The sequence below is a fragment of the Clostridium sp. D53t1_180928_C8 genome (assembly GCF_015667795.1).
Lineage (GTDB): Bacteria > Bacillota > Clostridia > Clostridiales > Clostridiaceae > Clostridium.
Genome location: NZ_JADPEL010000020.1, coordinates 35631 through 60244, shown reverse-complemented (window position 1 = coordinate 60244; position 24614 = coordinate 35631). Strand labels below are relative to the sequence as shown.

Genomic DNA, 24614 nt, shown 5'->3' with positions numbered 1-24614 from the left:
AAATTTTACTACATCAATTATTAAATTCTACAGCTTAATTTCAATGCTTCCCTCCAAATTAATATTTCATTTTTTCTCTTCACTATTTTTCTTGGTTTCCAGACTTAAGCTTTAGTTCGCAATTTAGTTATACTGCGTTTAGTAGGGCATATTGTGATTGGTAAAGGTTATAGTAGTGCCCTCTTAGTGACATTAATTCGTCATGAGTTCCACATTCAACAATGTTACCATTATCTATATACATAATTCTAGAAGAATTTTTAATTGTAGATAATCTATGAGCAATTATAAATGAAGTTCTTCCTTTAAGAAGTTCATCTAATCCTTTTTGAAGTAGAATTTCAGTTTGAGTATCTATACTAGAAGTAGCTTCATCTAAAATTAATATTCTAGGATCAGCAAGTAATGCTCTAGCAAAAGATATAAGTTGTCTTTGACCTACAGAAAGTCGACTACCTCTTTCATTTACTTCTGTATAATATCCATTTTCAAATTCCATTATAAAATCATGGGCACGAACAACTTTAGCAGCAGCAATTACTTCTTCATCTGTAGCATTAAGGTTACCATAACGAATATTATCCATTATTGTTCCAGAGAATATGAATGAATCTTGAAGCATTATTCCCATTTGCTGTCTAAGAGATTTTAGTGTTACATCGCGTATATCAATACCATCAATTAAAATTTCACCTTCATTTATGTCATAGAATCTGCTTATTAAACTAACTATAGTACTTTTACCAGCACCAGTAGGACCTACTAAAGCAATAGATTCACCACTTTCTATATTAATATTTATATTTTTTAATATTGGGTTATCTTCTTCATACATAAAAGTTACATCTTTAAACTCTACATGACCTTCTATAGGAGGAAGTGTAGTTGCATTTTCTTTATCATGAATTAAAGGCTTTTCATCCATTGTTTCAAATATTCTCTCAAGATAAGCCATTGCATTAATTATAGTGTTATAAAAGTTACCTATATTAGTTATAGGAGCCCAAAATCTCCAAACATAGCCTATAAATGCAACTAATACACCAACTTTAATAGATGAATTAAATATTAAAATACCAAAAAGATAAATTAAGGCAACTGATGCAACAGAAATAATATCAATAGCTGGCCATACTAAAAAGTTTAATTTAACCGAATCCATCCAAGCATCGCTATATTGAGTACAAACATCTTTATAGATTTTCATATTTTCTTCTTCTCTAGAAAATGATTGAGTTACCTTTATTCCATTTATACTTTCATGAACATATGCATTCATGTTTGATTGTTTTGAACTAAGTTTTTGATGAGCCCTTCTTTGAGCTTTTTTTATAGACATTATAACTGTCATAAGTAAAGGCAAACCTAATAAACTAACTAAAGCTAATTTATAGTCTAAGATAAACATGAATACGACAGTAATTATTAATGTAACAGTATCAGCTATTAAATTAACGAAACCATTAGACAATAAATCGCTTAGTGAGTTAATGTAATTTACAACTCTAACTAATATTTTACCGTGAGGTCTACTGTCATAATAACTAAATGGAAGAGATTGAAGATTAACAAATAAATCTTTTCTCATATCAACTAAAATATCTTGTCCTACTTTACCCATTGTAATTATACGTTGTTTCATAAATACACTAACTAATATAAGAGAAAGTGCATAAATAAATGACAGTATTACCAGATTAGATAAATTGCCAGATGGAATAATGTCATCTAACGCAATTTTTATTAAATATGGTCCAAGTAAAGAAACAAAGCTTGAAATCAGCATTAAAGTAACAGAAATAATAATTTTATTTTTATAAGGTTTCATATATTTTATAAGTCTTTTAAGATGAGATATGTTGAATCCTTCTTGTAATTCTTCATCTACATCATATTTATTTCTAGCCATTTAAATCGCCTCCTTAGATACATTAAAATCTCCAAATTGAGTTTTATAAACGTCATAATAATATCCTCTATTTTTAACTAATGAATCATGAGTTCCACTTTCGATAATTCGCCCATTATCAAGAACTAGTATTAAATCTGCTGATTTTACAGAAGATATTCTATGAGCAATTATAAAGTTTGTTCTATTTGGATTATTTAAATTAACTTCTTTTTGAATTTTAAATTCAGTTTCCATATCAACAGCTGAAGTTGTATCATCTAAAATTAATATTGATGGATTAGTAATAAGTGCCCTAGCTAAAGAAATTCTCTGCCTTTGTCCACCTGACAAACCTACACCTCTTTCACCAACAATAGTGTCATATCCTTCAGGCATTTCAGTGATAAAATTATGAGCTTCTGAAAGTTTAGCTATATCTTTGATTGTTTCAAGTGACACAGAAGGTGAGCCATAAGCTATATTGCCTTCAATTGTATCAGAGAATAAGAAGATATCTTGCATTGCCATACCAATTGAAGATCTAAGCTGTTTTATATTTAAATCTTTAATTGGAACATTATCTATATAGATTTTACCTTCAGTAGCATCGTAGAATCTACAAATTAAATTAACTAAAGTAGATTTTCCTGAACCAGTAGGTCCTATTATACCAATAGTTTGTCCTCTTTTAGCTTGGAAAGAAACATTCTTTAATGCAGTAGTATCTCCATAACTAAAAGAAACATTATCAAATATAATATCTCCACGTATTCTTTCAGATTTTATTGGAGCTTCAGGATCTTTAATAGTTGATTCAGTATTCAATAATTCTCTTATTTTAATAGAAGAAGCAACGAATCTTTCAGTATCGTTTATTAAGTAACCAGCCATTCGCATGGGATTATTTAATGCCCATATTAATCCATTAAATATTACTAAATCACCTAAAGTCATAGATTTATTTATTACTAATATTCCTCCAATAAGTATCATTATTATAGATAAGAAGCTTGATAAATATTCAAGAACAGGCATGTACTTACCTATAACTTTTGTAGTATCTAAATTTTTGTTTTTATAATTTAAGTTTTCTTTTTCAAACTTTTCAATCTCATAGTCTTCACGGCTAAAGGCTTTAACTACTCTATTTCCGCTAATATTTTCTTGAGTAATAGAATTAAGTCTAGAATAAGCTTCTCTTATGTTATAAAAAGTTGGAGAAATTTTAATACCCATTTTTACCGTAAGTATGGCAATTATAGGGCATATTGATAACATAAATAGTGTTAGTGGTAAATTAACATATGTCATTGATATAATTGCAAATATAAATATGCTAACATTTGATAGAATATTATAGACAACCCAAGCTATAAAATGGCGTAGGGCATCTGTATCTCCAGTCATTCTAGCCATAATATCACCAGTTTTTGTATTGTTATAATAATCAAAATCTAACTTTAATAATTTTGAATATAAATCTTCTCTAATTTCAAGAAGAATGTCTTGAGATACTTTTTCAAAGATAATTTGATATAAGTACGTTATTAATCCCTTTATTACAACAACAATAATCATAGCAATAAGAATTGGAATCAATATGTTTTTTTGATTTCCATTTAATACCTTGTCTACAATATCGCCAGCAAGGAATGGATTAATCATGCAAAGTAATGAAGTTACTAATACTAGTATTAAAGAAATACTATATTTTAGTATGTGTTTTTTTAAATAGCCCATTATCCATTTTAAGCTTTCCATTTGAGTTACCTCCGAATAACTAATTAATATAATTTCCTTATATAGATTATTATTTATAGGATAAAAATGAAATGTGATATCTTAAACTATTGATGTATATTATTATATAAAGTTATAATTATATGGAGTTATATGGTATAAGGAGAAAATTATGTTTGAATATGGTTTATGTACAGAAAATTATAATCCAGAACTATTATTTGCATTTCAAGGAGTAGTTGATGCGACAAAAAAAGAATACGATTTTAAATATCATTGCCATGATTTTTTAGAGTTATCTATAGTGACATCTGGAAAAGTTGAATATTATATTGATGGAAATGAGTATATTTTAAATAAAGGAGATCTATTATTATCTAATCCAGGGTTGTATCATATGGAAATACCAAATGATACATCTAGATACACTCAATTACATATAGGAATTAATAATTTTAAATTAAGTGATATAAGAGAGAATTATATAGATAATAAAGGATTAGGGCCTATATTAAAATTTAGAAAGCATGGAAATGAATTTTTAAAGTGTTGTGATGAAATTATTAAAGAAGAAAAACTAAAGAGAATGGGATATCCATTAGTCCTTAAGTCTTTAGTAATGAAGCTATTAATAATAATTTGTAGAGAGCTTGAGGATGAAAATGAGGCAATAGAAGAGAATATATATAATTGTTCTTTAGAATCAAATGAAAAGCAGAATATAGTAAAATCAATAATTACGTATATGAATGATAATTATATGAATGATATTTCTTTGGACAAGATATCTAAGAATATGTACTTAAGCCCTGTATATATATCAAAGATATTTAAAGAGGAAATTGGGGATTCACCGATAAATTATTTAATAAAAATAAGATTATCAAAAGCAGAGGAATTATTAAAAGATAACACATTGCCAGTTAAAGTCGTAGCAAAAAGGGTTGGATACAATGATGCATATCATTTTAGTAAATTGTTCAAAAAATACTATGGAATTGCACCATCATCATTTAGATAAATTGAAATAAACTGCGAACTACAGTGAAAATGAAAAATAGAATATTATTTTCTGCATGGTGAAATATAAGCCGTAGTTCGCAGATTAGTTATATTGGTGTTGGTTATATAGTGTTTTTTTTAAGAATTTATTGAATAATGAAATGGTTATATCACCTTCATTTCTATTAATTTTATGTTTATGAATTAAAATTATAGAAATTATTAAGACTATTATTTTTATATGGATATTATGATTAAAAGTTATAACTAAAATATCTAAAAATAATAAACTAACTAACATAACACTTGAATTTGGTTTTATAACTAATATAAATTTAAAAAATATTAAAATAAGTGCAAATACTAAAGCCACATTGCTTATAGGGTAAAGTGCTAAAAAAGTACCGAAGGTTGAAGCTATTGCTTTACCACCATGGAAATTTAAAAATGGAGAGTATGCATGGCCAATAATTGGAGCTATAGCAATAAAAATTAGAGTAACGTTATTTATGTCAAAATATTTAATTGAAATAAAAATTGGTATAAAAGCTTTAAATAAGTCTAATGCTATGCATAATAAACCAAGAAAAATTCCACAATATTTAATCACATTTCCTGAACCAGGGTTTTTATCATCCGAAACCTTTGTAATATCGATTCCTTTTAATAGTTTTGGAATAATATATGAATACATAATAGAGCCAGATAAAAATGAAATAATTATTAATAAAATATCAATAATAAACAAAAGTGAATCCTCCTATTTATTTAATTTATCTATTAAGAAAATAGCAATATCATCTGCTGCATTAGGATTAACATTTTCCTTTTGAGATGAAATTAGTTCATTTGATATTTCTATATCAGCAAGTAATAAGTTACATATAGTAATTGTTTCATCAATAGAATTAGATGGTAAAGCCATTTTATGTATGTTGAAAAACTCGCAATTGGCAGATTCAACACCTGGAATTGGATTTATCATTATCATAGGCAGATTTTCTACCATTGCTTCAGTAGATGTGAGTCCGCCAGGTTTAGTAATTAAAATATCACTAATATTCATTAATTTATCAATGGAATCACTAAATGATAATAAATTAACATTTTTGCTTAAATTATTTCTTTTTAACTTTTCAAATAAATCATTGTTATGTCCACAAATAACTGTAAATTCAACATTTAGTAAATTTTTAGCTAATTCTAAAGTAGTTTCAAGAAGATTACCGGCACCCATACTTCCACCCATGATTAAAATATGCTTCATATTAGGATTAAGATTTAATTCTTTTTTTAATTCAGATTTTGTATAGTGACACTTAAATTTAGAATGAACAGGTAATCCAAAAGATAAAATTTTATTTTTATCCAAACCTTTCTTAACAAATTCAGTAATTAAGTCTTTATGAGGAATAAAATAATAATTTAAGCATGTTTCTTCCCAAAATGGGGCACAGGTATAGTCTGTAATTATAGCAGCAGTTATAGCATTAAAATTATATTTTTTTTGAAGATAAGAAATGGTTTGAGCACAAAATATATGTGTACAAATTATTAAATCCGGTTTTTCTTTTTTTATTATGTTATATATATTTTTAGAATAAAGAGTATTTAAAATATATATTATAGATTTAATTTTAGGATTACTAATTTTTTCACCAGCTCTATAAAGTAAGCCAAAGAATTTTGGACTCTTTTTTACTGTTTTAACATAAATATTTTCTACTTTTTTAGAAGTGGATTTACCGGCAAATGCTAAAGTATCTATTTCTACAGTATCAACATTAAACTTTTTTAGAGCATCACAAATAGCTTTTCCAGCCGATACATGACCAGCCCCAGTGTTTGTATATAAAATAAGAGCTTTCATAAAACACCATCCTTTAAAATATAAATTCATTAGTTAATAAGTAAGATTTACATATAATTTATATTTAGTATTATCCTAAGTTATATTTTATCATAAAAACAGTTTGTGATAATACCTAACTATATACCATATTTGTTTTTATGAAAATTATGGATATAATAGAATAAAGAAAGGATAGATAAAATGAATAAAAAGATTTTTATTATAGAAGACGAAGAAAAAATAAGATTAGAGTTAAGTACATTTTTAAATAGATATGGATATGAAACTAGTTATTCTGATGATTTTGAAAATATAGTAGAAATTGTCTTAAGAGAAAAACCACATATTATTTTACTAGATATAAATTTGCCATATTATGATGGGTATTATATATGCAGAGAAATAAGAAAGGTTTCTAATATTCCAATAATAGTTGTAACGAGTAGAAATAGTGAAATAGATGAACTTATGAGTATGAATTTAGGTGCAGATGATTTTATTACTAAGCCTTATAATACTCAAATTCTTTTAGCTAGAATTTCATCAATAATAAGAAGAGTATATGAAAATATAGAATCAGAAGTTTTTGAATTTAGAAGATTAAAATACAATATGTCTACTAGTGAGATGGAGTTTGATGATAAAAAAATAGGGTTGACTAAAAATGAAAGTAGAATTTTAGCAACGTTAATTAGAAATAAAGAAAAGATTGTATCAAGAAATGATTTAATGAAGGCATTATGGCAAAGTGATGAATTTATTGATGACAATACCTTAACTGTTAATATTAATAGATTAAGAAAAAAGCTAGAGGAAATTGGGGCAAAAGATTATCTTCAAACTAAGAGGGGACAGGGATATATTTTAATATGAGTTTTATAGAATACTTTAAAGAAAAAGCTATATTTATAATGATAAACATATTAGTATTAATCATTACAGGTTATCTACTAAATGGACTAGGGCTATATTCATATGGAATAATTTTAATATGTATATTAAATTTTTTATCAGCAATAGCTTTTTTTATTTATGATTATTTTAATAAAAATAAATATTATAAAATTTTATTAGATAGAACAAAGTCATTAGATAAAAAATATTTTATAGCTGATGTTACTGAAGAAAGTGAGTTTATAGAAGGTAAAATTTTATATGAAATTATAGAACAAGCAACAAAATCAATGAAGGATGATATTAGTGAAGCTATAATGAATAGCAAGGATTATAAGGAGTATATTGAACTTTGGGTCCATGAAATAAAAACTCCTATAGCAACATGTAAGTTGCTTATAGAAAATAATGAAAATGAAGTTACTAATAGTATTAATGAGGAGATAACAAAGGTTGAAGATTATATAGAACAGGTTTTATTTTATGCTAGAAGTAGTAATATAGAAAAGGATTATATAATTAAGGAGATTAAATTGAATCAATGCATTAATTCTGTTATAAGAAAAAATGCTAATGTTTTAATAGAAAAACAAATTAAGGTTGATATAAAAGATATTGATAAAAGGGTTTATTGTGATAGTAAGTGGATTGAATTTATTCTAGGACAAATTATAAGTAATAGTATTAAATACATGGATAAAAAAGAAAGTATTTTAAAAATATATAGTGAAATTATAGGAAATGATATTCTTTTAAAAGTTTGTGATAATGGAATTGGAATGGATGAAAAATGTGTAGTTAAAGCTTTTGAAAAGGGATATACAGGTGAAAATGGAAGAAAATTTGGAAAGTCAACTGGTATTGGATTATATTTATGTAAAAATCTTTGTGAAAAATTAGGACTAGGAATAAATATAAAATCGAAAGAAAATTACGGTACAGAAGTTTCTATATTATTTCCTATAAATGATATGATGAAATTTTAATATTAAAAGGGGGAAGAGGTTTATGAAAACTATTGAAACAAAAAGATTGATATTAAGAAAATGGTGTAAAGATGATTATTTAGATATGTATGATTATGCTAGTGATGATAGAGTAGGGCCTAATGCAGGATGGCCTGTACATAAATCTATAGAAGATAGTAAAGCAATAGTTGATATGTTTATAGCTGGAGATGAGGAGTATGCAGTAGTTCTAAAAAAAGAAAATAAAGTAATTGGTGGAGTTGGACTACATTATAAGAAAATTGATAAAAATATGCAAGGAAATAATGTAAGAGAAATAGGATATGTTTTAAATCCAAAATATTGGGGAAATGAGTATATTCCAGAAGCTGTTAAAGGGTTAATAAAATTTGGATTTGAAGAATTAAACCTAGATTTAGTTTGGTGTGGTCATTTTGATTTCAATTCTAAATCTAGAAGAGTAATTGAAAAGTGTGGGTTTAATTTTAAATTTGAAAAGAATAGAGAACTAACATTATTAAATAATAGGAAAGTTAATGAATTATACTACAATATTTCAAGGGAAGAATATTTAAAAAAAGCATAAAGTCTAAAGATAAATTAACCCATAACAAATAATTATTAGTTGTTATGGGTTAACTATTTTTTTTATTTATTTAGTAAAAATTGACTTTTTTAATATTATCATAAACCAAATAAGAGATACCCCTAAAATGGCATGTGCAGTTCCTGCAATATGAGGAAGACCTATAAAATATTTATTTAGCACTTCTAATATTCCACGTGCAACTAAAGTAGAAATTAAAGATAGTAAACCAATATTATAAGTTATAAGCCAACCAATAAAGTATTTAACATTTGAAATATTAAATAGTTTTTCTAAAATAATTAGAATTAGGAAAAAAATAAATCCTAAAACTAAAGTATGTGTATGAGCTACACTTAATGTTGTAATGTCAGTAAAATCATTAAGTTTAGTAAATTCTCTAAAAAATACACCTAATGCTAGTCCTAAAATTAGATAGAAAAATGATAAGTTAAATAGTTTTTTCATATATTTCACCTCTTAATAGAAAATTATTATCCTTTAATAACAATTATACAATTAATATAACAAAAATGTAAGGTTTCTGTTATATAGTTCTATGGATAGGGAGTTATTATAAATATAGAATTAAGATATAGCAAGGATATATTTAGATATATAAAGATAAATTAAAATTTGGAGGTAAATATGAAAAATGAAGTTTTAAGAGTAAGTAATATAGAAAAATATTATGGAAGTAAGAGTAATATAACAAAGGCAATTAATAATATTAGTTTTACAGTAGAAGAGGGAGAATTCATTGGAGTAATGGGAGCTTCAGGTAGCGGTAAAACTACATTATTAAATTGTATTTCAACAATAGATAAAGTAAGTAGTGGACATATTTATATAAATAATAATGATATTACAAAATTAAACTCTAAAAAAATTGCGAAGTTTAGAAGAGAAGAACTTGGATTTATATTTCAAGATTTTAACCTTTTAGACACATTAACATGTTATGAAAATATTGCATTGGCATTAACTATTTCAAGAGTTAATCATAAGGATATCGATACACGAGTTAGAGAGGTAGCAAATAAATTAGGAATAGGGGAAATATTAAATAAATATCCTTATGAAGTATCAGGAGGACAAAAGCAAAGAGTAGCTTGTGCTAGGGCAATAATAACAAAGCCATCATTAATATTAGCTGATGAACCAACAGGTGCTTTAGACTCCAAATCGGCTAAAATGCTTTTAGAGAGTTTAGAGCACTTAAATAGTCAGCTTAATGCAACTATTATGATGGTAACTCATGATGCATTTACAGCTAGTTATGCAAGTAGAATTTTATTTATAAAAGATGGAAAGATTTTTAATGAATTAGTTAGAGGAAATGATAGCAGAAAGGATTTCTTTAATAAGATAATTGAGGTTGTCACTCTTCTTGGAGGTGACCAAAGAGATGTATTTTAAATTAGCTAGTAAAAATTTGAATAAGAGTATTAAGGATTATACGATTTATTTTTTAACATTAGTATTTGGTATCTGTATTTTCTATACTTTTAATTCTATAGAATCTCAAAAAGTGATGATGGATTTAAGTGAAATTCAAGCTGGAGCATTTCAAATAATAGATGTATTTATGTCTGTAGCATCAGTATTTATTTCTTTTATTTTAGGATTTTTAATAGTTTATGCTAATAATTACTTGATAAAAAGAAGAAAAAAGGAATTTGGTATTTACATGACATTAGGTATGGAAAATAAACAACTTTCAAGAATAATATTTATAGAAACAATATTAATTGGTTTAATTTCTTTAGCTGTTGGAATAGGAATAGGAACTATACTTTCTCAGGGATTATCAATATTTACAGCTAATTTATTTAAAGTGAAGCTAGTAAATTTTACATTTGTGTTTTCTAAATTAGCATTTGTTAAGACTGTTATGTGTTTTGGATTAATATATTTAGTAGTTTTAATATTTAATTCATTTACTATAAGGAAGATTAAGTTAATAGATTTATTAACATCTGCAAAGAAAAATGAAAAGTTAAAAGTAAAAAATATTTGGGTTTCAGTTGTAGTATTTTTAATTAGTATAGCAATGATAAGTATGGCATATTATTTAGTTATAAAAAATGGAATAGCAATAATAAGCCCATCAGCTATAGGTATTCCAGTATTATTGGGATCAGTAGGAACAATTTTATTTTTCTTTTCATTATCAGGGTTTTTACTTAAAGTTATTCAAAGTAATAAGAAGTTTTACTTAAAAGATTTAAATATGTTTATTCTAAGACAAATTAATAGTAAGATAAACACCGCTTTTATTTCAATGTCATTTATTTGTTTAATGTTATTTGTTGCAATATGTACTTTTTCAAGCGGCCTTGGAATTAGTAGAGGGTTAAATAAGGATGTAGCAGATTTAACTCAATTTGATGCAACTATATGGAATTTGAATGGTGATAGTTTAATTGATTCATTAGGAAAGAGTAGTATAGATAGTATTGCTGATTATGCACAATATACAAACTATGATAGTGAAGTTCCTTATAGCAAATTTTTAACTGCAGATGGAATTGAAAAGGGAAGCAGTTATTATCCAATTTTTACTGATGCAGATATTATGGCAATTAGTCTTACTGATTTTAATAATATATTAAGATTATTAGGAAAAGAGCAGGTATCATTAAAGGAAAATGAATATTTAACTTTTACGGATATAAGTGATATGCAAAAAATTATTCAAGAATCAATAAATGATAAAACTAAAATAAATATAAATAGAAAAGAATTAATTCCAGCAGATATTAAGGTTCTTAATATAACTAGCTATGACTCAACTATGAAAAGTAATATATGTACATTTGTGGTTAATGATGATTTAGTAAATGAATTACCAACTGTTAATACCTATTTAAATGTAAATTATAAAGACGATAAATCATTATCAGAAATAGGTATGCAAGATATAATAAAAAGTAAGAATGATAAAAATGGATATCAAGTATATTATATAAATAAAGAAACTGTAGAAGCAACAACAGCAGGTCTTGGTGCTATGGTGTCTTATTTGGCTATATATATGGGAATTATATTTTTAATAACATCAGCTGCAGTACTTGCACTTCAACAACTATGTGAATCAGCAGATAATACGTATAGATATGAATTATTAAAAAAGGTTGGAGTAGATGAAAAAATAATAAATAAATCACTATTAACTCAAATAGGAATATACTTTATGATGCCTTTAAGTATTGCGTTAGTTCACTCTATAGTTGGATTAAAATTTGCACAAGGAGTAGTTTCTATAGTTGGTGATGGAAGTATGATGAAGTATATATTAATTACATTATTATTGCTAGTAATAGTTTATGGAGGATACTTTATGGCAACATACAATGGTGCAAAGAAGATTGTTAGATAGAATAAATAATAAAATTTAATTAATTATATATTTTTATTATTGAAATTATTTTCATTATGTAGGATACTTTTATCGTAGACTTTTAATATATTATATGAAGTCAATATAAATGGGGAGTTACGGGAGAAGAAGAGATGAAAAAATACAAGTGTATAATATTTGATTTAGATGGAACTATGTTAGATACAGAAAAAATGAATATGATACCATTACAAAGATTAATTAAAGAAGAGCTATCAATTGATATTAAGTACGAAGATTTACTAAAGTACAGAGCTTATGCAGGAAAGACAACATTAAAAATGCTAGGATTTAAAGATATTGAAGCTTCTTATAGTAAATGGGTTAAATATGTTAACGAATATGAAGATGGGGCAAAGCTATATGAAGGTTTTGATGAGGTTATAAAAGGGTTAGATGAAAATGGAATACTTTGTGGGATAGCTAGCTCTAAAATGAAGTCTCAATATGAAATAGATTTTTTGAAAACAGGTCTTCAAAGTTATATGAAAAGCGTAATTTTAGCAGAAGATACAGAAAATCATAAGCCACATCCAGAACCATTACTTAAGGCTATAGAAATATTAAATATAGAGCCTAAGGATGCAATGTATGTTGGAGATACTGTTGCAGATTACAAATCTACTAAGGCAGCAGGAATGGATTTTGGGTTAGCTGTATGGGGAGCGACTGATCTTGATGGTATAAAAGCCGATCATTATTTAAATACGCCAAAAGATATTTTGAAGGTATTAAATTTATAATAGTATATAATTAAATAAATTAGATTAATAAAAAAATTGCTATATCAAAATTTTGATATGGCAATTTTTTTTATTATTAAAGTTAACTTATTTTAACAAAAGCAAATGAGCTGTTAAAATAAGTTAACTAGCCTCTAATATTTTCTTAATATAGGTAAGGTAACCTATATGAGGAAGAGAAGTTAAGGAGGATTAAAATGACAGAGCAATATCTAGAAATAAATAATATAAAATCTAATAAAGCTATATTAGTAAAAAGAAGAAAAATAACTAAAGGAGAAATGGAACCATATTTCTACTTAATACCTGCATTTGTTATATTTGGTCTATTTGTATTTTATCCTTTTGTAAAAACAATAATAATGAGTATGTGTACTACTAATATAAGAGGAGAAATTAATGAGTTTGTTGGGTTAGAAAATTTTAAAGAGATTTTAAGCTCGCCAAATTTCTATAATTCTATAATTGTAAGTTTAAAATTTGTAGCTATGGTTGCAGTACCATCTGTACTTATTGGCTTTTTATTAGCTTTATTAGCTAACAATAAATTAAGGGGAAATAGGATTTTTGAACTAATGTTTTCATTACCAATGGCTATAGCATCTGCACCAGCAGCTGTAATATGGACAATGATATTTCATCCTACAAATGGAATACTTAACTATGTATTAGGGGTACAAATTGGATGGCTGACAGACTCAAGATTTGCATTAGTATCAGTTGCAATGGTGACTGTTTGGCTAAATATAGGATTGAACTTTATATTCTTACTAACTGGATTAAGAAATATACCAAGTGAGCTTATGGAAAGTGCATCAATAGATGGAGCAAGTTATTTAACTAAAGTTAAAAATATAATTATTCCAATGGTATCACCACAAATGTTTTTAGTTATATTTATGAATTTAATAAATGCTTTCCAAGCCTTTGGGCAAATTAAATTATTAACTCAAGGTGGTCCAGGAGATTCAACAAATGTACTAGTTCATTCTATTTACAGAGAAGCGTTTTTTAATGGAAGATTTGAAATGGCATGTGCTCAAGCACTTATATTATTTGTAATCATGATGATAGTAACATTATTACAATTTAAGTTTGAAAAGAAAGGGGTACATTACCAATAATGAATAAAAGAAAAAGAAAAAAATTTATATTAACTATAGTAAGTGTAATTACAGGCGTAGTTATTGTTTTTCCACTTTTATATGCATTAAGTTTAAGCTTTATGAGTCCAGCTGAAATGACTCAATATCCACATAAAATTATACCAAGTATGCCTACTTTAGATAATTTTAAAACAGCTTTAAATACAGTACCACTTTTAAAGTTTATAGCAAATAGCTTTGTTGTTTCATTAGCGGTAACTGTAGGACAAGTTATAACAGCAAGTTTAGCTTCTTATGCATTTGCATTTTATGATTTTAAAGGAAAAAACTTATTGTTCTTAATGGTTTTATCAACAATGATGATACCTGCAGAAACTACGGTTATATCAAATTTTTTAACTGTAAGTTCATGGGGATGGAACAATAGCTTAAAGGTTCTTATAGTACCATTTTTAACATCGGCTATGGGAATATTTTTAATGAGACAATTTTACTTAACAATACCAAAAGAAATAAGAGAGGCTGCTAAAATTGATGGTTGTGGAAATTTAAAGTTTCTATTTAGAATTTTAATACCTATATCAAAACCAGCAATTGCATCCTTATCTATATATGTATTTATTAATACATGGAATCAATATTTATGGCCATTATTAACTATAAATAATGGAAATAATAGAACAGTTCAAATAGGAATAAGTATGCTTCAATATTCTGAGGGAAGCAGCTATGGTGTAGTTTTAGCTGGTGCAATTTTAATATTAATACCATCAGTAATTGTATTTATTTTAGGGCAAAAACAACTAGTAAAGGGTATGACAGCAGGAGCAGTAAAAGGCTAATTTAAAATACAAAAATATAAAATATAAATGAAATTAGAGGGGTAAATATGAAAAGAAGAATAATAGCATTAACATTAACAACAATTTTAGGAATTACAGCATTAACGGGATGTTCAAGTACACAAGTAGGTTCTAATAAAACAACTGAAAGTACAGAAATTACATTCTGGCATTCTATGGGAGGAAAAGGTGGAGAAGCAATAAATTCATTGGTAGAAGAATTTAATAATTCACAAGAAGAAGTTAAAGTAGTAGCTGAATATCAGGGATCATATGATGATTCAATTAATAAACTTAAGAGTTCAGCATTAAGTAATTCAGGACCAGATGTCATGCAGTTATATGATATAGGAACTAAATGGATGATAGATAGTGAATATGCTGTTCCAATGCAAGATATAATTGATAAAAATGATTATGATATATCAAAATTAGAGGAAAACATAGCTGATTATTATACTATAGATGGAAAGTTATATTCAATGCCATTTAATAGTTCAACACCAATTTTATTTTATAACAAAACAGCATTAACAGAAGCTGGCTTAACAGAAAATGATCTGCCAACAAATTTTAATGAAATAATTGAAGTAGCTAATAGATTGGCTATAAAAAATGGAAATCAAATAACAAGATACGGATATTCAATGCAAATATATGGATGGTTTTTTGAACAATTCTTAATTAAGCAAGGATTAGATTATGCTAATGAAGGGAATGGAAGAGCGGGAGATGCTACAGAGGTAGTTTTTGATTCTAATAATGGAGCATTAAATATCATTGAGGGATGGAAGTCACTTGTAGACTCTGGTGTTATTGGTAACTTTGGTAGAGATGGTCAAAATACATTAGATGCTTTTTCATCAGGAAGCGTAGCCATGATGGTTGCTTCAACTGCTAATTTAGGAGATTTAAAGAGTAAAATTGGTGATAGCTTTGAACTAGGAACAGCATATTTCCCGGCAGTTTTAGAGGGAGATAAAGGGGGAGTGTCTGTTGGTGGAGCATCTTTATGGATAATGGATAAAGATGATGAAGAGAGAGAGGATGCAGCTTTTGAATTTATTAAGTTTATGGTATCAGCTGAATCACAAGTTAAATGGGCTCAAGCAACAGGATATTTCTCAGTTTCAACAGAAGCGTATGAGTTACCTGAAATGGTTGAATATTTAGATTCAAATCCACAATTTAAGACTGCAATAGAACAATTAAGAGAAGATAATAATAATTCAGGAGCAGTTTTAGGTGTATTCCCAGAGGCTAGAGCAGCAATAGAAGAAAATATTGAAAAAGTATTAAATAGTGAAATAACATCGGAAGTTGCTGTAGAAAATATGGCAAAAACCATTAATAGTGCATTAGAAAAATATAATAAGTCAAATAAATAATATATAGTACAAACAATCAAAGGAGAAATAAAATGAAAAGGACTATATTTTTCGATGTAGATAACACATTAGTTTGTAGAGAAAAAAATGTAATGTGTGACTATACTATTAAAGCAATAAAAATGTGTAAAAATAATGGAATAAATGTAGCCATAGCAACAGGGAGATCACTTGCTATGGTAAGGCAGGAAAATTTCTATAATATGTTTAATACAATAGTAAGTGCCAATGGAGCTTTAATAACGGTAAATAATAAAGTTATTTATAAAAAGTGTATGGATAGAAAAATAGTACAAAATATGGTAAAATATTTTGAGTATAATAATATTCCGTATTGTCTACATTTATTAGATAGAAGTATTGGAAAGATAGAAGATAATTGGGTAAGAAGTTTTTCAGAAAAATATAATATGAAAATTGATAAACTTGAAAATGAAGTATTGAGTAATATTTATGATTATGAAGTATTTCAGTTAAATGCAAAGATTAATAGTAATGATATTGATAAATTAAAGAATAAGTATGATAAATTTAAATTTGTAAAATTAATAGATATTGAAGATGGGTATGATATCTTTAATAAAGAATGTACAAAGGGTAGTGCAATTAGATATATTAGAAATAGTAATCATGAAGAAGGTATAAAGTATTATGCTTTTGGTGATGGATTTAATGATTTAGAGATGTTTGAAGCGGTTGATTTTGGTGTAGCAATGGGAAATGGATGTAAAGAATTAAAGGAAAAGGCTAATTTAGTAACTGACCATATTAATCAAAAGGGTGTATATAATGCTTTAAAAACATTAAAAATAATATAATAAATATTAAAGGGGAGCGATATTATGATAAATTTTGCTCATAGAGGTGCTAGCAAGTATTTTCCAGAAAACACTATATTATCATTAAAAGAAGGACTTAAAACAGGAGCAGATGGGCTTGAAATTGATGTTCACAAAACTAAAGATAATAAACTTGTAGTTATACATGATGAAGATATTGAACGTACATTTAAGGGGAAAGGTTTAGTTAAAGATTTTACTTTAGAAGAGCTAAAGGGATTTAAGTGTAGAAATAAAAATTTTCAAGATAACTTAGAGTGTAGAATACCAACATTAGAAGAAGTTTTAAAACTAGTTAAGTCTTCTGATGTAGTATTAAATATAGAGTTAAAGACAGATGAGATACATTATAATGAAATAGAAAAAGATGTAATTGAACTTGTTAATAAGTATGAACTAAAGGATAGAATAATATTATCAAGTTTTAATCATGAATCTATAAAAATATGTAGAGAAATAGATAGTAGCTTTAAAACAGGATTATTATATTATAACCCCATAGAAAATGTAATTGAATATGCTAAGAGTTACGGAGCATATGCAATACATCCTGATATTAGATTAGTTTCAGAAGAACTTATAAAAGAAGCTGAAGAAAATAATATAAAAGTAAATATATATACTGTTAATAGTCCAATTCATATGAGAATGTTGATAAAAGCAGGGGCTAGCGGATTATTTACTGATTACCCAGATTTATTAAAAGAAATAATTGATTCGATTTAATAGGAGTTATAAAAGCCTTCATAGCCTATATAGCTATGAGGGCTTTTAAAGTTTAATTAATAATATTAATATATCTAGTTTTATCAACTTTAACATGTTTATGTTTTATAAAATAATCAATGATAACTTCTGGCATTTCAACTAATATTTCTCTTAGGCGAGGACATTCCTTATAAACATCATATCCTCCAACTCCAGTAGACCTATAGTTATTCATAACAAGAGAAAGCTTAGAATTCTCATCTAATTCTTTTCCTTTAAATTTTATAGATACTACTCTATCACCTACTGGTTTATTTAAATCAAAGGTATAATCTATATTTGCAAAGTAATCATAGTTATAGTGTTGTATTTTAGGCTTTAAGAATGCGTCGGATATTGATATATTTCCATTATCATTGCTAAAATAGCTAGCACATCTTTCTAAAACAGTTTTTAGTTGAGATTTATTAATCTCAATTATTACTAATGTATTAGGAAACATGTAAGTAGATACAACGTCTCTTACAGTAACATTTCTATCAAAGCCTTTTATTTCATTAGAGAAACAAGTACAAGATATATCAGCGCCACTTTCATCAAGTTGAACTGTGTTTATAAAGTTAGCCAAATTAGAGCCATTTAAAGCCATATCTAAATGAGATGAAGGATATAAATCTTCATCTAAAAAGCCGATAGGAGTATCAAGCCATTTCTGTACATCATCTTCTAGTGGTAGATATTTATTATAAATTTCATTTTTAGGATTTAATTTAACCTTTTCCAGAGATGAAGTTATAGTTTTATTACTATTATTATCTACTTTTAATTCGACTTTTACAAAACTAGATGCCCTTTGTGGTGTTTGAACAACATGAGTATTATTAATTATAGTGTCTGCCAGCGGCATATGCTGATGACCGGTAAGTAATATATCAAAATCAAATTCCTTACATAATTTATAAGCAATATTTTCACTTGTAAACATAAGTTGTTCATGTGAGTTTAAATCATATTCAAATCCACCATGATATACTCCTATTATAATGTCAGATGCTGATTTTACTTCATCAAAATAATATTTTACAGCGTCAAAAGTATCAGTAATATTTATATTAGTTATATTTTCAGGTCTTTCCCAATGATTTATAAAATCAGTTGTTATTCCAATAACTCCAATCTTTAATCCATTTTCTAAGGTTTTTATAGAATAAGGTAAAATAGGAAGCTCACCAGTTTTATCAACAATATTGGCGCAAAGGCATTTAGCATTTAGTGTACGAAGATATTTTCTTAAGTATAATAAACCATAATTAAAATCATGATTTCCTAAAGTTATAAAGTCATATCCAGCAGCATTCATAATATCTGCAATAGGATGTACATTAAATTTTTGATTGCTTAAATAATAAGTAAGTGGAGAACCTTGAATAGTATCACCACCATCTATGATTAATGTATTACCATCTTTGTTGAAATCATTAATCATATTTATTAGTCCGATATTTTTCATATCTTTATCTATGTAATTTGTTGGATATAAATATCCATGCATATCAGATGTAAAATAAATTTTTAAACTTTTCATATATACCTCTTTAAATTTTATGATTTTATATTATTGTTAGCTATATTAATTAGATTATAACATAGCTTTAAAGGATATTTGAGTATCAAATGAATTAAGAAAGTATTCAGAGTAAATATTTAAAATTATGTTCATGAATTCTATATGAATAATAGAGTAACTGATATTAGGGTTAAGCATATGATGAATTATACTATTTCTAATATAATATGGAGGATATATGAAGAGGAAGGTATTAGCTATATTTTTAAGTATAGCGATAATAGTAACACTATTAATTCCTTCAACTTTAGTTAAAGCAGAGCCGAACGAGGTACAAGAACAGGAAGAGGTTACTGATGAAACAACACAGAATGATGAAAAGCAAATTATTGAAGAGCAAGGTACTGAGAGTCAAGTAGTTGGAGAGCAAGAAGATCAGCAACCCAATGAAGCTCAAGTTACAGAAGAAGCAATAAATCCTAATAGTTATGATCCTATATTATATAATGTAATTCTTTATACATTACAAAAAGTACCAGAACAATCAATAACTATAAAAGAGTTAGAAAGTATAAAAAAAATAGATATTGAAGAACTTCAAAAAAAGCATAGTGATCTTGAAAATATAACAATAGGTTCATTTTCATTATTACAATATGTTACTAGTTTAGAAGAATTAAATCTAGGTAATACAGGATGGAATACGCTAAAGGCCTTAAATTTAGGTGATGATTCATGGGATGGAATTGAAGCGTTGTCAAAGTTACCAAGATTAAATAAATTAAAAATAAATGGTTGTACATTTAATGCATTTCAACCGGAAACAACGATTTCAAAAGATTTATTAAGTAAATTAAAGATAGTAAAAGATACAACAGAGAATGCACAAGCTGGAGATAAGATTCTTGAGATTCAACTAGATGATTTTACAATTACAAAAAACAATAAAACTTTTACTATACCTAATATAAATGAAATGAAATTAATAGATCAATCAGAGGAAATAGATAAGGCAAATGTATTAAGTAGTGAAATAATATCAAGCTACAAATGTTCTATTGATAATTATGAAGTTACATTTAGTAGTGATACTTTTGAAGAAAGTCAATTTCCTGTTGAAATAAAGTTAAGTAGTAATAGAATTAAAGCAATTATAAGAATAAATATATTAGTTGATGAGTCATTATTAACACCTGGAAATCAAGAAGATAATGAAGATGTTACTAAGCCAGATGAGGGAAATAAAGATGAAACTAAAAATACAGCACCAGTAATAACTGCAAGTGATAAAACTATAATTGTAGGAGAAGTGTTTGAACCATTGGCAGGTGTAACAGCAAAAGATGCAGAAGATGGAGATATAACAGCAAAAATTAAAGTTGTTGAAAATATGGTAGATATAAATTCAATAGGAAAATATAGTGTAACTTTTGAGGTTATTGATAGTGCAGGATTAAAGAGCAGTAAAAGTATAAATGTAAAAGTAGATAAAGCTGCAGTAGAAGTTAATAAAGCACCAAAAATAAGTGCAAGTAATAAAGTTATAAAATCAGAAAGTAAATTCAATCCGTATTCAGAGGTAACTGCAAGTGATTATGAAGATGGAGATATTACAGATAAAGTTAAAGTTATATATAATAATTTAAATACGAATGTAACAGGACTTTATAGAATTATTTATGAAGTTACTGATAGTGGTGGATATAAAGTAACAAAAACTATATATGTAAATGTAATTCCCAAATCTAATACAAGGCCTATTATTTATGTTGATAATATTATTGTTCCATTAGGTAGTAGGTATAACCCATATGCAATGGTAAGTGCTTACGATAATGAAGACGGAAATATAACAGGAAGAATAAGTGTATTATATAATCATGTAAATGTATATAAAGAAGGAGCTTATAAGGTTGGATATAAGGTAACTGATAGCATGGGAATGTCTGCTTCTTGTGTAGTTAAAGTAACTGTGAAAAATTATTACGGAAAAGAAGATATAAATAAAAATCAAGATCCTGTTATATATGCAAATGATATTTCAGTTGCATTAAATACTAAATTTGATCCATTAGAATGGGTAGCAGCAACAGATAAAGAGGATGGGGATATAACTAATAGAGTAATGGTAATAATTAATGACGTTAATACTAGTGTAGAAGGAAATTACCATGTAACTTATGAAGTTGTTGATAGTTCAGGAAATAAAGTAAATAAAGCTATGATGGTTTATGTTAAGAAAGAAGATGTTGTAAAAGAGCAAAATGTAGAAGCAGTAATTAATGCAGCGGATCTAACAATAGAAAAGGGTGTTTATTTTGATCCGTTAGATGGAGTAACGGCTTTAGATGAGGAGGATGGAAATTTAACTCATAAGATTACAATTGAAGAAAATGAAGTTAATGTCAGTAAGTTAGGAACTTATAAGGTTATTTATAAAGTAACTGATAGCATGGGAAAAACAGCATCTAAGAGTATAGTAGTTACAGTAGAAAGTAATCACAGTATAATAAACTATGAGCTTTTTGCAAAAGTAGGAGGAGTATTAATAATAATACTTCTAATAGGTTCATTATCTGTAATGATTATAACAAAAAAGAAACAATAAAATAATTTAAAAGAGAGATTTACAATTTTTTTGTAAATCTCTCTTTTGAGTTATAAGAATATTTTAAATATATACAGAGAAAAATAGCAATAATAGAAATTTATTAAGAAGTAGATAAGAGGTATGGTAAAGATGAGTACAATTAGAGAAATAAAAAGGAAAAAGTTAATAGAAGAAGTGAAAAGTTTAAGTCCTTTTGAGTTAAAGGATAAATTAATAGAGCTTGCATTAAAATCAGAAAGAAATGGGACAAATGTACTATTAAATGCAGGGAGGGGAAATCCAAATTGGACAGCAGCAACACCAAGGCAAGCCTTTTTTACATTAGGTCAATTTGCAGTGGAAGAAGCTCAACGAACTTGGTGTGATGAAGATTTAGCAGGCATGCCTCATAATACAGGAATTTATAATAGATTTAAAATATATTATGAAAAACATCAGGATGCACCTGGAATAGAGCTACTTAATAAAATAATAGAGTATGGAATAGAAGTACATAATTTTGATAAGGATAATTGGGTTTTTGAACTTGTAGATGGAATAATAGGAGATAATTATCCTTTGCCAGATAGAATGTTAATACATATTGAAAAAGTAGTAAGGGATTATTTGATTAAAGAGATGGGAGGAGATTTTAAGAAGGATAATCATAATATTTTTGCTGTAGAAGGTGGAACAGCGGCAATGTGTTATATATTTGATTCTCTTGAGGCTAATAGATTGTTATGTCCAGGAGATAAAATAGCATTACTAGTTCCAATATTTACACCATATTTAGATATTCCTGAATTGCCAAGATATAATTTTCAAGTTGTAAGCATATATGCATCAGAACTTAATGAAGAAGGAAGACATACTTGGCAATATCCTAAAAAAGAGTTAGATAAGCTGGCAGATAAAGATATAAAGTTAGCTTGTATAGTTAATCCAAGCAATCCACCATCAGTTGCTATCAATGAAGAGTCCATGGAGTATATAAGAAAGATTGTAGAAGAAAAAAACCCCAACTTAATGATAGTAACAGATGACGTATATGGAACTTTTTGTGATAAATTTAAATCCTTTATGGTAACTATGCCATATAACACAATTGGTGTTTATTCTTACTCCAAGTATTTTGGAGTAACTGGATGGAGACTAGGGGTTATAGCGCTTGCTGAAAATAATGTTTTTGATAAATTAATAAGTGAGTTAGATGAAGAATCTAATGATATTGTTGATGAAAGGTATTCAACTTTGAGTACAAAGCCAGAGAAAATACCATTTATAGATAGATTAGTTGCTGATAGTAGGCAAGTTGCATTAAATCATACAGCAGGTCTTTCAACGCCTCAACAAGTACAAATGGCTATTTTTTCAGTGTTTGCCTTATTAGATAAAGAAAATAAATATAAAGAGAAAACTAAGTGGATATGTAAGAATCGTAAAGAGTTATTATATCAAAATTTAATTGGATTACCAATAAAAGATAATTCATATAGTACACATTATTATAATGAATATGATTTATTAGTTTGGGCTAGGATTAAATATGGAGAGGAATTTGTTGAATACTTAAAGAAAGAACGTAGTGCTATTGAATTTTTATTTGAATTGGCAGAAAAATACAGTATTGTTTTATTAAATGGAGATGGGTTTAAGGGGCCTTCATGGTCAATTAGAGTATCTTTAGCAAATTTAACTGATGAACAATATATAACTATAGGAAAGGGAATAAATGAGTTGTTTGATGAATATGCAGAAGAATGGAAAGCTTTTAAATGGTAGATAATCTAAAAAATTCAACTTGTATTTTTATTAAAAATACAAGTTGAATTTTATTATAATTAATTTTAGAAAATAAATATTGACAAAAAGCTTTATGTAAAATACAATCATAACATAATTAATTGAGTTAAATTAAATTTAAAAAAATCAAAAGAGGTTTGTTATGGATAAATATGAAAAAATAAAATTAGATAATCAATTATGTTTTTCCTTATATGCAGCTTCAAGAGAAGTAATAAAAATTTATAAACCGTTGTTAGATAAGTATGGACTTACATATACTCAATATATTGCTATGTTAGTAGTATGGGAACATGAAAAAATAACAGTAAAAGAAATGGGCCAAAAGCTTCATCTAGATTCAGGAACTTTAACTCCTGTATTAAAAAAGTTACTTTCAATGAAATTAATAGAAAAATACAGAGATAAAAATGATGATAGAGTAGTTGTTGTTGAAATTAGTGAAAAAGGAAAAGTGTTAAGGGATGAAATTATTAACGTTCCAGAGCAAATGTACTGTAAGCTTGGCAAAAATATTGAGGAGGCCAGAGAGTTAAAAAGTTTATTAGATAAATTATTAGCAACATTTAAATAAGAGTTTGTTAAATCACACCTTTAATTAAAGGTGTAAATAGCAAATTCTATTATTTTAAAACGATTAATTGAATACAATTAAATTTGATTAAATTAAAAAGAAGTATTAAAGAGAG

At 26.7% G+C, this 24614-nt stretch carries 21 protein-coding genes; 15 read left to right on the top strand and 6 right to left on the bottom strand.

All coding sequences use genetic code 11. The features are described from left to right. Positions 1 to 127: 127 nt before the first annotated feature. Positions 128 to 1909, bottom strand: coding sequence for an ABC transporter ATP-binding protein (locus tag I4V51_RS12745; RefSeq protein ID WP_195988813.1), 1782 nt, complete (start codon positions 1907 to 1909; stop codon positions 128 to 130). Continuing rightward, entirely contained in the window at positions 1910 to 3652 is a 1743-nt protein-coding gene (locus I4V51_RS12740) for an ABC transporter ATP-binding protein (protein WP_195988812.1), read from the bottom strand. Between the two features lie 151 nt (positions 3653 to 3803). On the opposite strand from I4V51_RS12740, the gene I4V51_RS12735 reads away from it, so the two are divergent. After that, positions 3804 to 4652, top strand: a complete 849-nt coding sequence (locus tag I4V51_RS12735; RefSeq protein WP_195988811.1) for an AraC family transcriptional regulator — start codon at positions 3804 to 3806, stop codon at positions 4650 to 4652. 84 nt (positions 4653 to 4736) lie between these two features. Here I4V51_RS12735 and I4V51_RS12730 read toward each other — a convergent pair whose 3' ends face one another. Continuing rightward, positions 4737 to 5381 carry a glycerol-3-phosphate acyltransferase gene (locus I4V51_RS12730; RefSeq protein ID WP_195988810.1) on the bottom strand — a complete coding sequence of 215 codons (645 nt, stop codon included), beginning with the start codon at positions 5379 to 5381 and terminating at the stop codon, positions 4737 to 4739. Between the two features lie 12 nt (positions 5382 to 5393). Continuing rightward, on the bottom strand, positions 5394 to 6503 hold the full coding sequence (locus I4V51_RS12725) for a glycosyltransferase (protein ID WP_195988809.1): 1110 nt from the start codon (positions 6501 to 6503) through the stop codon (positions 5394 to 5396). A gap of 183 nt (positions 6504 to 6686) precedes the next feature. Here I4V51_RS12725 and I4V51_RS12720 point away from each other — a divergent pair, with 183 nt between their 5' ends. Genes I4V51_RS12720 through I4V51_RS12710 form a run of 3 tightly spaced genes read left to right on the top strand, consistent with a single transcriptional unit; the run spans position 6687 to position 8933 of the window. Beyond that, positions 6687 to 7358, top strand: a complete 672-nt coding sequence (locus tag I4V51_RS12720) for a response regulator transcription factor (protein ID WP_195988808.1) — start codon at positions 6687 to 6689, stop codon at positions 7356 to 7358. Continuing rightward, on the top strand, positions 7355 to 8365 hold the full coding sequence (locus I4V51_RS12715; RefSeq protein ID WP_195988807.1) for a sensor histidine kinase: 1011 nt from the start codon (positions 7355 to 7357) through the stop codon (positions 8363 to 8365). Before I4V51_RS12720 ends, I4V51_RS12715 begins: the two co-directional genes overlap by 4 nt. 22 nt (positions 8366 to 8387) lie before the next feature. Then, positions 8388 to 8933 carry a GNAT family N-acetyltransferase gene (locus tag I4V51_RS12710; protein WP_195988806.1) on the top strand — a complete coding sequence of 182 codons (546 nt, stop codon included), beginning with the start codon at positions 8388 to 8390 and terminating at the stop codon, positions 8931 to 8933. A 66-nt stretch (positions 8934 to 8999) separates the two neighbouring features. Here the strand turns inward: I4V51_RS12710 and I4V51_RS12705 are convergent, their stop codons facing one another. After that, positions 9000 to 9401: a DUF2871 domain-containing protein gene (locus I4V51_RS12705; protein WP_195988805.1), complete on the bottom strand. Its 402-nt coding sequence runs from the start codon at positions 9399 to 9401 to the stop codon at positions 9000 to 9002. Positions 9402 to 9581: 180 nt separating this feature from the next. Between I4V51_RS12705 and I4V51_RS12700 the strand changes: the two genes are divergently transcribed. The 8 genes from I4V51_RS12700 to I4V51_RS12665 all read left to right on the top strand — a co-directional run bounded on the left by I4V51_RS12700 (position 9582) and on the right by I4V51_RS12665 (position 17980). Continuing rightward, on the top strand, positions 9582 to 10352 hold the full coding sequence (locus I4V51_RS12700; RefSeq protein WP_195988804.1) for an ABC transporter ATP-binding protein: 771 nt from the start codon (positions 9582 to 9584) through the stop codon (positions 10350 to 10352). Next, complete coding sequence (locus I4V51_RS12695) at positions 10342 to 12315, top strand: ABC transporter permease (RefSeq protein ID WP_195988803.1); 1974 nt, start codon at positions 10342 to 10344, stop codon at positions 12313 to 12315. Before I4V51_RS12700 ends, I4V51_RS12695 begins: the two co-directional genes overlap by 11 nt. A 134-nt stretch (positions 12316 to 12449) precedes the next feature. After that, positions 12450 to 13079, top strand: coding sequence for an HAD-IA family hydrolase (locus tag I4V51_RS12690; RefSeq protein ID WP_195988802.1), 630 nt, complete (start codon positions 12450 to 12452; stop codon positions 13077 to 13079). A 197-nt stretch (positions 13080 to 13276) separates the two neighbouring features. Then, on the top strand, positions 13277 to 14203 hold the full coding sequence (locus I4V51_RS12685; protein WP_195988801.1) for a sugar ABC transporter permease: 927 nt from the start codon (positions 13277 to 13279) through the stop codon (positions 14201 to 14203). After that, positions 14203 to 15027 carry a carbohydrate ABC transporter permease gene (locus I4V51_RS12680; protein WP_195988800.1) on the top strand — a complete coding sequence of 275 codons (825 nt, stop codon included), beginning with the start codon at positions 14203 to 14205 and terminating at the stop codon, positions 15025 to 15027. The genes I4V51_RS12685 and I4V51_RS12680 overlap by 1 nt, the downstream gene beginning before the upstream one ends. A 47-nt stretch (positions 15028 to 15074) precedes the next feature. After that, on the top strand, positions 15075 to 16415 hold the full coding sequence (locus I4V51_RS12675; RefSeq protein WP_195988799.1) for an ABC transporter substrate-binding protein: 1341 nt from the start codon (positions 15075 to 15077) through the stop codon (positions 16413 to 16415). Between the two features lie 32 nt (positions 16416 to 16447). Further along, a complete protein-coding gene (locus I4V51_RS12670; RefSeq protein WP_195988798.1) occupies positions 16448 to 17233 on the top strand; it encodes an HAD family hydrolase in 786 nt (261 codons plus the stop codon). Positions 17234 to 17257: 24 nt separating this feature from the next. Then, entirely contained in the window at positions 17258 to 17980 is a 723-nt protein-coding gene (locus I4V51_RS12665; protein ID WP_195988797.1) for a glycerophosphodiester phosphodiesterase, read from the top strand. A gap of 52 nt (positions 17981 to 18032) precedes the next feature. On the opposite strand, the gene I4V51_RS12660 is transcribed toward I4V51_RS12665, so the two are convergent. Next, positions 18033 to 19547, bottom strand: a complete 1515-nt coding sequence (locus tag I4V51_RS12660) for a bifunctional UDP-sugar hydrolase/5'-nucleotidase (RefSeq protein WP_195988796.1) — start codon at positions 19545 to 19547, stop codon at positions 18033 to 18035. 220 nt (positions 19548 to 19767) lie between these two features. Here I4V51_RS12660 and I4V51_RS12655 point away from each other — a divergent pair, with 220 nt between their 5' ends. The 3 genes from I4V51_RS12655 (at position 19768) to I4V51_RS12645 (ending at position 24499) form a co-directional block, all read left to right on the top strand. Next, positions 19768 to 22137 (top strand): immunoglobulin-like domain-containing protein, encoded by a 2370-nt coding sequence (locus I4V51_RS12655; protein ID WP_195988795.1) that lies wholly within the window; start codon positions 19768 to 19770, stop codon positions 22135 to 22137. Positions 22138 to 22269: 132 nt separating this feature from the next. Beyond that, positions 22270 to 23904 (top strand): aspartate 4-decarboxylase, encoded by a 1635-nt coding sequence (aspD, locus tag I4V51_RS12650; RefSeq protein ID WP_195988794.1) that lies wholly within the window; start codon positions 22270 to 22272, stop codon positions 23902 to 23904. 163 nt (positions 23905 to 24067) lie between these two features. Next, positions 24068 to 24499 carry a MarR family transcriptional regulator gene (locus tag I4V51_RS12645; RefSeq protein WP_195988793.1) on the top strand — a complete coding sequence of 144 codons (432 nt, stop codon included), beginning with the start codon at positions 24068 to 24070 and terminating at the stop codon, positions 24497 to 24499. The last annotated feature ends 115 nt before the right edge of the window (positions 24500 to 24614 follow it).

Excerpts from the sequence above, each read along its gene's own strand:
- I4V51_RS12700 (WP_195988804.1), top strand. The coding sequence starts at position 9,582 with ATGAAAAATGAAGTTTTAAGAGTAAGTAATATAGAAAAATATTATGGA.
- I4V51_RS12670 (WP_195988798.1), top strand. The coding sequence starts at position 16,448 with ATGAAAAGGACTATATTTTTCGATGTAGATAACACATTAGTTTGTAGA.
- I4V51_RS12685 (WP_195988801.1), top strand. The coding sequence starts at position 13,277 with ATGACAGAGCAATATCTAGAAATAAATAATATAAAATCTAATAAAGCT.
- I4V51_RS12705 (WP_195988805.1), bottom strand. The coding sequence starts at position 9,401 with ATGAAAAAACTATTTAACTTATCATTTTTCTATCTAATTTTAGGACTA.
- I4V51_RS12675 (WP_195988799.1), top strand. The coding sequence starts at position 15,075 with ATGAAAAGAAGAATAATAGCATTAACATTAACAACAATTTTAGGAATT.
- I4V51_RS12690 (WP_195988802.1), top strand. The coding sequence starts at position 12,450 with ATGAAAAAATACAAGTGTATAATATTTGATTTAGATGGAACTATGTTA.
- I4V51_RS12645 (WP_195988793.1), top strand. The coding sequence starts at position 24,068 with ATGGATAAATATGAAAAAATAAAATTAGATAATCAATTATGTTTTTCC.
- I4V51_RS12660 (WP_195988796.1), bottom strand. The coding sequence starts at position 19,547 with ATGAAAAGTTTAAAAATTTATTTTACATCTGATATGCATGGATATTTA.
- I4V51_RS12695 (WP_195988803.1), top strand. The coding sequence starts at position 10,342 with ATGTATTTTAAATTAGCTAGTAAAAATTTGAATAAGAGTATTAAGGAT.
- I4V51_RS12710 (WP_195988806.1), top strand. The coding sequence starts at position 8,388 with ATGAAAACTATTGAAACAAAAAGATTGATATTAAGAAAATGGTGTAAA.
- I4V51_RS12655 (WP_195988795.1), top strand. The coding sequence starts at position 19,768 with ATGAAGAGGAAGGTATTAGCTATATTTTTAAGTATAGCGATAATAGTA.
- I4V51_RS12735 (WP_195988811.1), top strand. The coding sequence starts at position 3,804 with ATGTTTGAATATGGTTTATGTACAGAAAATTATAATCCAGAACTATTA.
- I4V51_RS12715 (WP_195988807.1), top strand. The coding sequence starts at position 7,355 with ATGAGTTTTATAGAATACTTTAAAGAAAAAGCTATATTTATAATGATA.
- I4V51_RS12665 (WP_195988797.1), top strand. The coding sequence starts at position 17,258 with ATGATAAATTTTGCTCATAGAGGTGCTAGCAAGTATTTTCCAGAAAAC.
- I4V51_RS12720 (WP_195988808.1), top strand. The coding sequence starts at position 6,687 with ATGAATAAAAAGATTTTTATTATAGAAGACGAAGAAAAAATAAGATTA.
- aspD (WP_195988794.1), top strand. The coding sequence starts at position 22,270 with ATGAGTACAATTAGAGAAATAAAAAGGAAAAAGTTAATAGAAGAAGTG.
- I4V51_RS12725 (WP_195988809.1), bottom strand. The coding sequence starts at position 6,503 with ATGAAAGCTCTTATTTTATATACAAACACTGGGGCTGGTCATGTATCG.
- I4V51_RS12745 (WP_195988813.1), bottom strand. The coding sequence starts at position 1,909 with ATGGCTAGAAATAAATATGATGTAGATGAAGAATTACAAGAAGGATTC.
- I4V51_RS12680 (WP_195988800.1), top strand. The coding sequence starts at position 14,203 with ATGAATAAAAGAAAAAGAAAAAAATTTATATTAACTATAGTAAGTGTA.
- I4V51_RS12740 (WP_195988812.1), bottom strand. The coding sequence starts at position 3,652 with ATGGAAAGCTTAAAATGGATAATGGGCTATTTAAAAAAACACATACTA.